7 protein-coding genes are annotated in these 13,894 nt (G+C 75.9%); 1 reads left to right on the forward strand and 6 read right to left on the reverse strand.

What is annotated here, in order from left to right:
- Positions 1–36: 36 nt before the first annotated feature.
- Together GHR20_RS06465 and GHR20_RS06470 are read right to left on the reverse strand one after the other, a co-directional pair.
- Positions 37–1,095 (reverse strand): MupA/Atu3671 family FMN-dependent luciferase-like monooxygenase, encoded by a 1,059-nt coding sequence (locus GHR20_RS06465; protein WP_153812590.1) that lies wholly within the window; start codon positions 1,093–1,095, stop codon positions 37–39.
- 50 nt (positions 1,096–1,145) lie between these two features.
- Entirely contained in the window at positions 1,146–7,292 is a 6,147-nt protein-coding gene (locus GHR20_RS06470) for a non-ribosomal peptide synthetase (protein ID WP_153812591.1), read from the reverse strand.
- A 110-nt stretch (positions 7,293–7,402) separates the two neighbouring features.
- Between GHR20_RS06470 and GHR20_RS06475 the strand changes: the two genes are divergently transcribed.
- Positions 7,403–8,680: an MFS transporter gene (locus GHR20_RS06475; RefSeq protein WP_153812592.1), complete on the forward strand. Its 1,278-nt coding sequence runs from the start codon at positions 7,403–7,405 to the stop codon at positions 8,678–8,680.
- A gap of 87 nt (positions 8,681–8,767) precedes the next feature.
- Here the strand turns inward: GHR20_RS06475 and GHR20_RS06480 are convergent, their stop codons facing one another.
- From GHR20_RS06480 to GHR20_RS06495, 4 genes are all read right to left on the reverse strand, one after another.
- Positions 8,768–9,547, reverse strand: a complete 780-nt coding sequence (locus GHR20_RS06480; RefSeq protein WP_153812593.1) for a 4'-phosphopantetheinyl transferase superfamily protein — start codon at positions 9,545–9,547, stop codon at positions 8,768–8,770.
- 3 nt (positions 9,548–9,550) lie between these two features.
- Complete coding sequence (locus tag GHR20_RS06485; RefSeq protein WP_153812594.1) at positions 9,551–10,525, reverse strand: aspartyl/asparaginyl beta-hydroxylase domain-containing protein; 975 nt, start codon at positions 10,523–10,525, stop codon at positions 9,551–9,553.
- Between the two features lie 133 nt (positions 10,526–10,658).
- Positions 10,659–11,948 carry an MFS transporter gene (locus GHR20_RS06490; protein ID WP_153812595.1) on the reverse strand — a complete coding sequence of 430 codons (1,290 nt, stop codon included), beginning with the start codon at positions 11,946–11,948 and terminating at the stop codon, positions 10,659–10,661.
- 34 nt (positions 11,949–11,982) lie between these two features.
- Entirely contained in the window at positions 11,983–13,836 is a 1,854-nt protein-coding gene (locus tag GHR20_RS06495) for a non-ribosomal peptide synthetase (protein WP_153812596.1), read from the reverse strand.
- Positions 13,837–13,894 lie beyond the last annotated feature (58 nt).

Below are 13,894 nucleotides of genomic sequence, written 5' to 3' on the forward strand. Positions count from 1 at the left end.
CCTCCGGGCTCGGTGGATGGCTGGCGGGTGCCGGGGCTAGACGGCGGTGGAACGCGCGCGGAGTTCGCCGATCCGGCGCAGTCCGCCGAGCACGGTCTTGGTGTCGACGCCGAAGTCGATCAGGCAGGCGATCTCGTCGACTCCCGCGGCGCGCACGGCCTCGACCGTGCGGCCGGCGTCCTCGACGGTTCCGAACAGACCCCGCTGTTCGAAGTAGGTCTCGAAGGACCGGGTGAGGAGGAAGTCGACGTCCTCGTCGTCCAGGGCGTCCAGGTCGAGATCGGGGTCGGCCCCGGTGAACGAGCGGGTCACCAGGTGGAGGGAGCTGCGGAGGTAGTCGCGCAAGGGCCCGCGCACGGTGTCGCGGGCCTCGGCGCGGGTCCCGGCGAGATAGGTGTGGAGCATGAGGACGACATGGCCGTCCCATCCGTCGTGGGCGCGGCGGGCCGTCCGGCGGTACTCGGCGATCTTCTCGGTGAGTTCGTCGAGGCTCTGGTGGAGCAGATGCGTCAGCACCCCGGCGCGGGCCCGGGCGGCGGCGCGGAAGGTGTCCGGCTCGCCCGCGCTGGTCACCCAGACCGGCAGCTCCGGCTGCACGGGCGGGGGGAAGACCCGGACCGTGGTGGGCGCTCCGTTTCCGTCGGTCACGTCGAGCGGTTCGCCGCGCCACAGGCGTCGTACCTCTTCGAGGCGCTGGAGCAGCACCGTCTTGCGGTCGGCGTACGCGGCGCGGCCGAGGGCGAAGTCGGCGGGGTGCCAGCCGGAGGCGAAGGAGACGCCCACCCGGCCGCCCGAGAGGTTGTCCACCACGGACCATTCCTCGGCGATGCGGGCGGGGTGGTGGAGGGGCGCGACGACGCTTCCCGCGCGGATGGCGATGCGGTCCGTGGCGGTGGCGAGCGCGGCGCCCGTCACCGCCGGGTTCGGGTAGAGCCCCCCGAAGGGGTGGAAGTGGCGCTCGGGCGTCCATACGGCCGTGAAGCCGTCGCGGTCGGCGAACCGGGCGCCCTCCAGCAGCAGTTCGTACCGCCCGCGAGGGTCGCCGGCCGGCGTGCCGGCGCTGTCGTCGGCGAAGTAGAAGAGGCTGAAGTCCATGGTGGTGGTCCCCTGTCGGTCGGTCGCGGTCCGGCCTCGCCGGGCGGGTCTCACTCGGTGGGGCGCATCCGCCGCAGCGGTGGCCGGGAGGTGCGCGCGCCGTCCAGGCGCGGCGCGAGATCGGCCACTCTCGGCGCGTCGAACAGCGTGCCCACCGGGACGTCGACGCCCAGGTCGGCGCGGATGCGGCTGACCAGGCGGGTGGCGAGCAGCGAGTGGCCGCCGAGATCGAAGAAGCTCTCGTCGGTGCCGACCTCGTCCAGGCCGAGCAGTTCCGCGTACATCGCGCACAGGGCCTTCTCCCGGTCCGTGCGCGGACGGCGGGGGCCCGTGGGCCCGTCGGGCCGCGCGGTGGGCGGAGCGGGCAGGGCCGCGCGGTCCGTCTTGCCGTGCGGGCCGAGCGGGAGGCGGTCCAGGACCACCACGGCCGACGGCATCATGAAGTCGGGCAGGAACGCGGCGACCCGGCGGCGCACCGCCGCGCGGACGCGGTGCTCGTCGGCCGCCGTGCGCGGGGCGCTGACGTAGCGCGCGAGGTCGCGGTGCCCCGGGTGGCGCACCGGGCGGTCGGGAGTGGCCCCGCCCGCGGTGAACTCGGCGTCGAAGCACGTGTCGTCGCCGTCGGCGGGCCAGCGCAGCGCGACGGCGTAGCCGAGTTCCTCGCCGAGCCGGGCGAGGTGTTCGGGGTCGGCGCCGGCGCGGCGGGAGCGGGCCGGACCGGGGAGGTAGCCGGTCACGCGGGCGTTGGGCACACCGGTGACCGTGAAGCGCGCGGGACGCCGGGTGCGGGCGATGCTCGCGACGGTGTCCGGGGTGCGGGCGTCGGCGCCCCAGCGCAGCACGAGGCCGGGCGCGGGGTCGTCCGGGGCGGGACCGGTGCCCAGGACCGCGTCGTAGCGCAGCGCGGTGAGTTCGTTGATCCGTTCACCGCGCTTCAACCGCACGTCGCAGGTGGTGAACCGGCCGGAGCCGGCCGCGTAGGCGGCGAAGTAGTCGGGGTCGACGAGGAGTTCCGGTACGTCCCGGGCGCCACCGTCGGCCGCGAGGCGGGCGCGGTCGCGCAGCCGGAGGTTTCTGACGTCGCCGACGAAGACCCGGCCGCCGGGGGCCAGGGCCTGCCCGGCCGCGTCGAGCACGCGGGCCAGGTAGCCGCCGCTCGGGAAGTACTGCGCCACGGAGTTGAGGACGACCACGTCGAAGTGGCCGGCCGGGATGCCGGTGGCGTCGTGCGCGGTCTGCCGCCGCAGCACCACTCGGCCGTCGGGAAGTCCGAGCCGGTCCACCCGCGGGCGCAGCCGGCGGATCGCCCCGGCGGAGAAGTCGAGTCCCCAGTACTCGGCGGTGTGCGGCGCGAGTTCGGTGAGGAGCAGGCCGCTGCCGACGCCGATCTCCAGCACGCGGGCGGGGCGCAGTTCCCGGATGCGGCGGACGGTGGCGTCCCGCCACTCGCGCATGTCCTCGACCGGGATGGGGGTGCCGTCGCGGCTGTCGTGCCAGCCGGTGAAGTCGTCCTCGCCGGGGTCCGCCGCGCCGGGCGCCGTGTACACGGCCTCGTGGAGCCGGCGCCAGTCCTCGACGCGTCCGCTCTCGCCGCCGTCGGCCGGGCCGGGCGGGGCCTCGGGGACCACGTACGCCACGATCGCGGGCTCGCCGAGCCGGTCCTCCCGGAGCACCACCGCGGCCTGGGCCACCCCGTCGGCGGCGGCGACATGGGCCTCGACCTCTCCCAACTCGATGCGGTGGCCGCGCAGTTTGACCTGGTCGTCGGCGCGGCCCACGAACTCCAGCCGGCCGTCCGAGGTGCGGCGCGCCAGATCGCCGGTGCGGTAGGCGCGGGTTCCGGGGGGACCGTACGGGTCGGCGACGAAGCGTTCCGCGGTCCGGCCGGGGCGGCCGCGGTAGCCGCGCGCGAGTCCGGCGCCGGCGACGTACAGCTCACCGGTCACGCCCGTCGGGACGGGACGCAGCAGCTCGTCCAGGACGTGCACGCGTGTCCCGCGCACGGGGTCGCCGATGGGCGGGAGGGTCCCGTCGCCGCGCAGCGGCTCGCTCATCGTGGCGCAGACCGTCGTCTCGGAGGGCCCGTAGCCGTTGCGGAGGACGCGGCCCCTCGACCAGCGGGCGGCGAGTTCCGGGCCGCACGCCTCGCCCGCGACGACGATGGTGGTGACGCCGGACAGGGCGTCGGGCGGCAGGGCGCCGAGGACGGCGGGCGGTACGGTCAGATGGCTGATCGCGTGCTCGTCGGCGAGCCGGACGAGGTCCGGTCCTGGCAGCAGCCGGGCCGCCGGGGCCAGGACGAGGGCGGCGCCCGCCGTGAGGGCCATGCCCACCTCCCAGAAGAAGGCGTCGAACCCGGCGGAGGCGAACTGAAGGACCCGGCTCTCGGGGCCCACGTTCAGGGTGGCCGCCTGGTGGGCGACGAGGTTGGCGTATCCGGCCCGGGTGACGGCGACGGGTTTGGGGGTGCCGGTGGAGCCGGACGTGTAGATCACGTAGGCGAGATGGTCCGGGCACGAACGGCGTTCGGGGTCCGGGCACGGACGGCGCGCGGGGTCCGGGCCGGTGGCGGGGCGCGCGGGGTCTTCCCGCTCCGCGTCCAGGACGTCCAGCCGGGGCACCGACGCCGCGGACGCCGCATCGGGCAGGGTGGTGCGCGCGGCGGTCAGCAGCAGCGCCGGGCACGCGTCGGTGAGGATGTGGGCGATGCGGGCGGCGGGGTAGCGGGGGTCGACCGGCAGGAACGCGGCTCCCGTCTTCCACACCGCGAGCACCGCGACGATCAGTTCGACCGACCTGTCCAGGAGCGCCGCGACGACGTCGTCGGGACCGGTACCGCGCGCGGCGAGGCGGTGGGCGAGCCGGCCCGCGCGGGCGTCGAGTTCGCCGTAGCTCACCCGCTGCCCCTCGAAGCACACGGCGACGGCGTCCGGCGCGCGCAGCGCCCGTTCCTCGAACAGGTCGAGGGCCGCGCGGGGTTCGGGGAGCGCGGGTGCCGCGGTGGCCGGTGGCCGCGGGCGCTCCTCCTCGGTCAGCAGGTCGTAGTGGTCGATGCGGCGGTCCGGGTCACTGGCCGCGGTCCGCAGGGCGGCGGTCAGCCGGGCGGCCAGCCGGTGTGCGGAGGCCGTCTCGAAGAGGTCGAGAGAGTACTCCAGTTCGCCGCGCAGCCCGCCGGGAGCACCGTCGGCGGTGTGCAGTTCGGTGACCGACAGGGCCAGGTCGAACCTGGCCCGGTCCCGCTCCACGGCGTGCGGCGTGACCGTCAGCCCGGCACCGAAGTCCCAGTCGGCGTGAGCGGTGTTCTGGAAGGCCAGCATGACCTGGAAGAGCGGCTGGTCGTGGCCCGCGCGCCGCGGGTTGAGGTCCTCGACGAGCCGGTCGAAGGGCAGGTCCTGGTGTTCGGCGGCGGCCAGGCCGGTCTCCCTGACCTGTTCCAGCAGCGCGCGGAACGTGGGATTGCCGCGGGTGTCGGTCCTGAGCAGGAGCGTGTTCACGAAGAAGCCCACGAGGTCGTCGAGGGCGGGATCGCCCCGCCCCGCGCTCGCGACGCCGAGCGGGATGTCGTGCCCGGCACCCAGCCGGGTCAGCAGCACCGCGAGTCCGGCGCGGACCACCATGAACAGGGTGCAGCGGTGCTCGCGCGCCAACTCCAGCAGGGCCCGGTGGAGTTCGGCGTCGCAGGTGAAGGGGACGGTCCCGCCCCGGCCGCTCGCGTCCTGCCCGCCGGCGCGCCGGGCGCGGGCGGCCCGCTCCCCGGGCAGTGGCAGGCGTTCGGGCAGGCCGTCGAGTTCCTTGCGCCAGTAGGCCAGTTGACGGCTGTGGAGGCTGTCCGGGGCGTCCGGGTCGCCCAGCAGCGCGCGCTGCCACAGGGTGTAGTCGGCGTACTGGACGGGCAGTTCGGGCCGGTCGGGGGCGCGGCCGGCGTGGCGGGCCCGGTAGGCGAGGGCCAGGTCACGGGCGAGCGGGCCGAGGGACCAGCCGTCGCTGGCGATGTGGTGCGTGACCAGCAGCAGGACATGGGTGCCGGGCGCCGGGCGGAACAGCGCCGCGCGCAGCGGGGCCTGCCGGGCCAGGTCGAAGGGGACATCCGCCGCGTGGCGCAGCGCGTCGGCGAGGCCGTCCTCGGTGACGGTCGACAGGGGCAGGTCCGGACGGGACCCGGCGGGGCCGAGGATGTGCTGGTACGGCTCGCCGCCCTCGTCGGGGAAGACGGTACGCAGCACTTCGTGCCGTACGACGACGTCGTGCAGGGCCGCCCGGAGGGCCGGGCGGTCCAGCGGGCCCTCGAAGCGCAGGGCGATGTGCTCGTTGTAGGAGGCGCCGGGCCCGTGCAGCCGGTCGAGGAACCACAGGCGGCGCTGGGCGTAGGACAGGGGCAGGCGGGCGGGCCGCGCAAGGCGGCGGAGCACGGGCCGGCGGGAAGGTGCGGCGGCGCCCAGCCGCTCGGCCAGGGCGGCGGGGGTCGGGGCCGCGAAGAGGTCGCGTACCTCCGCCTCGGTGCCCAGCGCGGCGCGGACCCGGCCGATGAGCCGCATCGCCAGCAGCGAGTGGCCGCCCAGCTCGAAGAAGTCGTCCCGCGGGCCCACTCGCGGCACCCCGAGGACGTCCGCGTACAGCAGGCACAGCCGCCGTTCGCGCGCGCCGTTCGGGGTGCCGCCGCGGCCGGCGCGGGCGTAGTCGGGCGCGGGCAGCGCGGATCGGTCCACCTTGCCGCCCGGTGCGGGGGTGAAGGCGTCGAGGACGACGACCGCCGAGGGCACAAGGACCGGGGGCAGCAGGCGGGCGCAGTGCGCGCGCAGTTCCGCCGGGCCGGGCGGGTCCGCGTCGGCGCGGGCGGTGACGTAGGCGACGACGCGCCGGTCGCCCGGCCGGTCCTCGCGCAAGGCGACCACGGCGCGGGCGACCGCCGGATGTCCGGCGAGGACGGCCTCGATCTCGCCCGGCTCGATGCGTACGCCGTGCAGTTTGAACTGGTCGTCCACCCGGCCCTCGTACACCAGGGCGCCGGACGCCGAGCGGCGTGCCCGGTCGCCGGTGCGGTACATGCGGGAGCCGGCCGGGCCGCCCGGTTCCGCGACATAGCGCGCGGCGGTGAGCGCGGGCAGGCCGGCGTAGCCGAGGGCGACCTGGCCGCCCGCGAGGTACAGCTCACCGCTCTCCCCGTCGGGCACGGGCCGCAGCCGCCGGTCCAGCAGGTGCGCCCGTACGCCGGGCAGCGGGCCGCCGATCACCGGGGCGGGGCCGGTGACCGGTGCGGCGGTGGCGTCGATCGTGCACTCGGCGGGGCCGTACAGGTTGAGGGCGGTGACCGAGCCGTCGGCGGCCGGCGTCACCAGGTCCTCCCACATGGCGGGCGGTACGGGCTCGCCGCCCAGGTGCAGCCGCAGCGGGAGTTCACCGGGTGCCCGCCGGACCAGGTGGGGGCGCAGCAGCGCCCACAGCGACGGCGTGGCGTCGAGGTCGGTGACCCGCGCCGCGCGCAGGAAGGCGGCGAGGCGGCGCGGGTCCTGCCGGGTCCGCTCGTCGGGCAGCACGAGCGTGTCCCCCCGGCAGACCCTGAGCCACTGCTGCACGGAAGCGTCGAAGGAGAGCCCGGCGAGCCACGCCACCCGGCCGGGCGCGGCGGGGTGGCAGCCGGCGCTCTCCAGCGCGCCGACGAGATGGGCGACGTTGGCGTGCGAGACCAGGACGGGCTTGGGCCGGCCGGCCGAGCCGGAGGTGTGCACGACGTAGGCGATGGCATCGCGCGGGACGGCGCACTCCGGCAGCGACCCCCGCCCGGGCGGGACCTGCGCGCCCTCGGCCTGCGCGCCCTCGGCGGCCTGCGGGTCGACCCGCGTCACACCCGGTCCCCAGTCGTGGCCGCCCGCCGCCACGACCACCGTCGTGCCGGCCCCTTCCGCGAGGGCGCGCAGCCGGGCTCCGGGGTGGGCGGGGTCCAGCAGGGTGAAGGCCGATCCCGTGCGCCACACGGCGAGGGGCGCCGCCACCAGGTCCGGGCAGCGGCGCAGGGCGACGCCGGTCACCGTGCCGGGCCCCGCGCCCGCCCGCCGCAGGGCGGCGGCGAGCGCCTCCACCCGCTCGTGCAGTCCGGCGAACGTCAGGCCGCCGGTGGGGGTGAGGACCGCGGGACGGTCCGGGTGGCGCCGGACGCCGTCCAGGAAGCGCGTCAACGTGTCGGGCGGGCCGTCGGTCATCGGATTCCTCGCGTGGGCAGGGGGCGTGGCGTCCGGCCCGGGCGGGCCGTGTTGCTCGTGTAGCGTGAACTTCTCTATCGGCCAACGGAGTTGGGAGCGTCCCGGCCGCCATGACCGCTGAGGGAAGACCGCTCGTCACCGGCTCCGCGAGCACCGCCCGGCGCGGCCTGTTCGCTCATCGGAACTTCCGGTTGCTGCTCGTCGGCGAGACCGTCAGCAAGTTCGGTACGAGCATCACCTCGGTGCTGCTCCCGCTCACGGCGGTGGTGACGCTGGACGCCTCCCCCGCCCTGGTCGGGCTGCTGACGGCCGCGCCCTGGCTGCCGTGGCTGGTCGTCGGACTGCCGGCCGGCGCCTGGGTGGACCGGTGGCCCCGGCGCCGGGTCATGCATGTGTGCAACCTGGCGTCGGCGGCGCTGTTCGCGAGCGTGCCCGCCGCCTGGTGGCTGCGGGTGCTGACCTTCGGGCAGCTGCTCCTGGTGGCCTTCCTCACGGGTATCGCCTCGGTGTTCTTCTCGACCGCGTACTCCAGCTGTCTGCCGGCCCTCGTGGAGCGGTCCGAACTGCTGGAGGGGAACACCAAGTTGCAGGGCGGCGAGCATCTCGCCCAGATCGCCGGGCCGGGTGCCGGCGGGCTGCTCGCCCAACTGCTCGGCACGGTCCCGGGCCTGCTGCTGGACTCCGTCTCCTTCCTCGTCTCGTCGTGGTGTCTGCGCCGCATACGGGCCGACGAGCCGCGGCGCTCCGGCGCGCGGGTCCGGCTGCGCGAGGAGATGTCCACCGGGCTGCGCTTCATCGGCCGGGACCCGCTGCTGCGGGCCGTCATCGCGTTCGGCGCGGCGGCCAATCTCGCGCTGGCCGGGTACGAGGCGACGTACATCGTCTTTCTGGTCCGCTCGGTGGGGCTCGGCGCGGGCGCGGTCGGGCTGCTCGGTTCCTGCGGCGCGGTCGGCGGGGTGCTGGGGGTGCTGTGCGCCCGCCGGATCGCGGGCCGGTGGGGCACCGCCCGTGGCCTCGTCGCCGCCCAACTCGTCTCCTCGGTCTTCGGGTTGCTGATTCCCCTCACGGCGCCGGGGCCGCGGCTCGCGCTGTTCGTGATCGGCTCGACCGTGACGATGGCCGGGCTCGTGGCCTGCAACGTGATCACGGTGAGCTTCCGCCAGTCGTACTGCCCGGAGGACCTCCTCGGCCGGGTCACCTCGACGGCGCTGCTGATCAACTTCAGCACCGTTCCGCTGGGCGCCGTCGCGGCCGGGGCGCTGAACTCCGCCGTGGGGCCGCGTCCGACGATGTGGATCGTCGCCGGGGCGCTGGTGGCGGCGGTCCTTCCGCTGCTGGCGGCTCCCCTGCGCGGTCTGCGCGACCTTCCCGGCGTCAAGTCCCTTTGATTGCCGGGCCGTCAGGGCCGGTGCCGTCGGTTCCATCGAGCGTCGTCCACCTCCCGTCCTGTCCCCGCGCGCGGCGGCCGGTCCCGCTCACCGTGCCGTGCGTACCGTGCCGTCCCGCGTGCCGTGCGGCTCCGGGTCCACCCGTTCGGCCACCGCGCCCGCCGCGCCCCGGCCGACGGGGACGTCGGTGAGGAGCCAGGCCCCGTCGGTGCCGGCGGGTTCGGCGCCGGTGCCGGCGTACAGGGACGACGGGGCCCGGGCGAGGCCCACCCCGACTCCCTTGAGGTACGCCTCCTTTCTGACCCAGGCCCGGGCGAAGGCGGGCGGGCGTGCGGACGGGGGAAGCAGGGCGAGTTCGTCGCGTTCGCGCGGGTGCAGGACGTCGGCGGCCTCGGCCACCGCGTCCGGCGCGGGTACGGCCTCCACGTCCGCGCCGACCGGGACGGCGGCGAAGGCGAGCAGACCGAGGCCGCCGCTGTGGCTGAGGGAGTAGTGCAGCGGGTCCCCCGCCACTCCGGGCCGCCCGTGCGGTCCGCCGCACAGCGGGCACGCCCGCCGGGTCAGCGGCACCCGCGCGGGCCGCACGCCCAGGTAGGCGCCGAGCAGCAGGCGAAGCCCCAGATGGGTGGCGAGGTAGCACTCCCGGTCGGCCGGTACGCGCAGGGCCGCGGCGCGGGCGCGTTCCCCCGCGTCGAGCACCTCGGGCGCCGCCCGCGCGACCGCCGCGCGGTGCCGTCCGGCGTGCAGCAGCCAGAGCTGCGCGGGCCCGCCCGGCGCCGGCGGGGTGAGCCGCCGGCCGGTGACCGCCGCCGGGTCGAACGCACGGACCCGAGGGGGGTCGCGCAGCGCGCCGGTGCCGTACGGCACGGCTCAGGCCGCGGCCGTCGCCGCGGTACGGACGGTCTCTTCCATCCGGCTGCCCTGGCGCATCCGGAAGCGCAGCCGCAGTCCGTCACCGGCCGCCTCGGCCTTCACGGTGCGCTCCGCGGTCCAGCCGAGGGCACGGAACTCGCCCTCGCCCAGGTGCACCAGCGCCGCCCGCGGCTCGTCGTCGACCTCCAGGACGAGCCGGCCGCCGTCGAGCCGCAGCCGCGCGGGCCGGTCGGGGCGTGCGTCGTCGGCGAGTTCCTCGGGCTCGCCGTAGAGGAAGGCGTCGGGGATGGCGAAGCTGCTCTGGAATCCGGCCAGTTCGTCCTCGGTGAGCGCGATCTCGGGGCGGTTGAGCAGCACCTCGGACCAGCGGACGCGGTCACGGAACTCGGCCGGGAACAGCTCCAGCAGTTCGGCGTTGACGTAGGCGTCGATGACGAGGTGGACGCGGCGTTCGGAGCCGCCGTTGCGCACCGAGTGCGGGCGGGAGAAGTCGCCGAACCAGAAGGTGCCGGGCTGCCAGGTGTGGGGCTGTCCGTCGAGGGTGAGGACGGCCTCGGGGTTGGTGACGAACGGTATGTGCAGCCGGACCCAGCCGGCCGCGAGCCCGTACGGCTGGTCGCGGTGCTCGTCGACCTCGGCGCCGGCGCCGAGCGACATCAGCCGTACGGCGCGCAGTTCGGTGGGCAGGCTTTCCAGGATGGACTGGATGTAGGGGGTCTTCTCCAGCCAGGGGGTGGCGCTGTACTCGACGAGGCCGAGCCCGCCGGGGTCGGTGCGGTCGGCGCGGCCGTCCGGGCTGCGCAGCGGCAGCACCCGCCAGTCGAGGACGGTGTCCTCACTGGGTTCGAGGCTCTCGCCGTAGGTACGCTGCGCCGCCCACTGGGTGCGTTCCAGGACGGCGAGTTCGGCCAGCAGCCGCTCGACGTCGAAGTCGCCCTTCAGGCGGGCGGCGCTCAGGTTGCCACTGCTCATGATGTGCCTCTTTCCTTTCGTGCCTTCGGCGAGGTGCTCTTCGGCGACGTGCGGGGCGGGCTCAAGCTGCGGGACGGGCTCGGGATGCGGGGCTGGCCCGGGGTGCGGGACGGGCTCAGGGTGCGGGACGGGCTCAGGGTGCGGGGGCCTTGCGGTCGTCGGGCTCGGGGGTGACCGCGGGCGCCGGCCGGTGGTCGAGTTCGCGCCAGTGCGGGCGCAGGGCGGGCAGCACGGTGCTGCCCAGGTAGAGGGCGGCGCAGCCGAGCAGGACGGGGCCGAGGCCCGCCAGGGTCACGACGAAGCCGGCGAGGATGGGCCCGAGCGGGACGCCGGCGGAGCCGACGGAGTCGGTGAGCGCGGAGACCCGGCCCAGCAGGGGGCGCGGGATGCGCTCCATCATCACGGCGTTCAGGATCGGGTTGACGAAGCCGATGGCCAGTCCGTCCACGACGGCGACCGCGAGGACCGTCCACAGCGGCAGGCCGAAGGCCATCACCAGGAAGCGGGGCGGCCCGGCGAGGAGGAAGGCGATGACGTACGTCGGCCGGCGCCGCAGCCGGTGCGCGAGCGCGGTGGCGAGCGCGGAGCCGCCGACCGCGGCGATGCCGAACACCGAGCCGAGGGCGCCGATCGCGGCCGGGCCGCCGCCGGTCTCCTTCGCCCAGACCGGGATGAGCAGGGAGCCGTACGCCGCGTCGATGAGGTTGGTGACGCTCAGCATGACGGCGATGGACCGCAGCAGCCGGTCCTGGCGCAGGAACCGCATCCCGGCCCGCAACCGGTCCAGATAGCGCTCCTCGTCGGGCGCCGCGGCGGTGGCTTCCGCCGCCGGTGCCGGGGTGCCGCGGGGCGCGGTGGTGACGATGATCAGCGCCGAGACCAGGAAGGTCACGGCGTTGGCCGCCAGCGCCCACACCGGGTCGAAGAAGGCGACCACGGCGCCGCCGACGGCGGGTCCCGCGGTGCCGGCCAGGCGTTCCAGGGTGCCCACCATGCCGCTCACCCGCTCCAGCGGCATACCGGCCGCCTCGGCGGTCTCCGGGGTGAGGGTCCGCTTCGCCACGTCGCCGGGCCCGCGGGCCAGCCCGAGCAGGGTGGACAGCGCCAGCAGCAGTCCGTACGGCAGGGCGTTCAGCCAGTGGCAGACCGGGATCATGGCGATCACCGCGGCGCTGGCCACATCGGCGGCGATGCTGAACCTGCGGGCTCCGAACCTGTCGATCAAGGGCCCCGCCAGCGCCTTGCCGAGCACGAGCGGCAGTGCCTCGGCGAAGACGACGAGCCCCGTCTGCGACGCGCTGCCGGAGGTGACGAGCACCAGCCAGGGCAGCGCGATCATGGTCAGCCGGGTGCCGAGCAACGAGACGGTGTAGGCACTCAGCAGTCCGTACAGCGAGACGCGGGAGGCTCGGGATGTCCGCATGGAGGCGGGGCCTTTCCGTAAGGGGCGGCGGCACTCAGTGATCGCTGCGATCCGCTATCGCGCGGGCGAGATCGCGCAACTGCGGATGCTGGTAGATCATACGAGTGGGGATGACCACACCGCGTTGCTTCTTGAGGTCGGCGATCACGCGCAGCGCGAGCAGCGAGTGCCCGCCGAGGGCGAAGAAGTCGTCGGTGGCCAGCACCCGTTCACGGCCGAGGACACTCTGCCAGGCACCGGCGATCAGGGTCTCCAGGTCACCCTCGGGCGCGGCGCCGGAGCCGCCCGGCTCCTGCCGCTCGGCCGGTTCGGGCAGGGCCGTGCGGTCCACCTTGCCGCCGACACCCAGCGGGAGGCCGTCGAGGGCGGTCAGCGACAACTGGGCCATGTGGGCGGGCAGTCGGGAGCCGAGATGGCGGCGCAGCGGCTCCGGGTCGGGGTCCGCGCCGGGCGCGGGGACCCAGTAGGCGGCCAGGGCGCGGCCCAGCCGGGGGTCTTCCCGTACGACGGCGACCGCGGCGGCGACGGCCGGATGGTCCGTCAGAACGGCCTCGATCTCGCCGAGTTCGATGCGCAGGCCGTTCACCTTGACCTGGTGGTCGACCCGGCCGAGGTAGGCGAGGCCGCGGTCCGCACGGCGCCGGACCCGGTCGCCGGTGCGGTACATGCGGCTGCCGGGCGGGCCGAAGGGCGAGGCGGTGAACCGCTCGGCCGTCAGGGCGGTGCGGCGCAGATAGCCGAGCGCGACCGTGGGGCCGGTCAGGTACAGCTCGCCCTCCGTGGCGGGGCGCAGCCGCTCGTCGAGGACGTGGGCGCCGACGCCGGGCAGCGGCGGGCCGATGTGCGGTTCGGCGCCCTCGACGCGGCAGGTGGTGGAGTCGACGGTGCACTCGGTGGGCCCGTACAGGTTGAGGGCGTGTACGGTCCCCCGGTCGCCGAGGCCGGCCAGGTCCTGCCACATGGGCTGGGGGATCGCCTCGCCGCCGACGAACAGCCATAGCCCGTCCGGGAGTTGTTCGGCGGCCTCGACGATACGGTCCCGCAGGACGGACCAGTGCGAGGGGGTCACGTCGAGGTCGGTCGCGCCCTCGCGGAGCAGGTGCGCGGCGAGCGCGGCCGGGTCGGCACGCTGGTCCTCGGCGATCAGCAGCAGCGTGTCGCCGCGGCAGACCCGGGCCCACTGCTGCACGGAGGCGTCGAAGGAGACGCTCGCGTTCCAGGCCACGCGGGCGGGCCGGTCGGGGTAGTGGCCGCGCTCCTCCAGGGCGGCCACCAGCCGGGCGGCGGCGGCGCGTGTCACCGCGACGCCCTTGGGCCGGCCGGTCGAGCCCGAGGTGTAGATGACGTAGGCGGGGGCGTCGTCGGGCACCTCGGCGTCCGGGACGGGGAAGGTGGCCTCCTCGTCGGGGGCGACGATCCGCACGCCGTCCCGCCAGTTCCGGGCCGGGTCGGAGGTCACGACGACCTGGATGCCGGCGTCCTCGACCATGTCGTCGAGGCGGGCCTGCGGGTGGGCCGGGTCGAGGGGGACGTACGCCGCGCCGGCCCGCCAGACCGCGAGCAGGGCCGCGACCAGGGCGGGCTCCCGTCCCAGGGCGACACCGACGTGCTGTCCGGGCCGGACGCCGGCTGCGACGAGGGCGGCCGCCAGCCGTCGTGCCCGGCCGTCGAGAGCGCCGAAGCCGACCGTGGTGCCGTCGGCCCCCACGACGGCGTCCCGCGAGGGGTGCCGCGCGACGGCGTCCCGGAAGCCGTGCAGAAGGTCACGGGCGGGGGCGGACGAGGGCCCCGGGCGGGTACCGGCGGCGCCGGGTGCGGCCGGCCGCGGGGCGGCAGCCGTGGCCGTGCCGCCGGCCGGTGACGGGGCGTCGGGCGGTGTTGCGGGCATGGAGGGGCTCCTCTCGGGGGCCGGTCGCGGTGGGGCCGGTCGGGGGTCTGCCGTTCGG

This window comes from Streptomyces sp. SUK 48 (assembly GCF_009650765.1).
Lineage (GTDB): Bacteria > Actinomycetota > Actinomycetes > Streptomycetales > Streptomycetaceae > Streptomyces.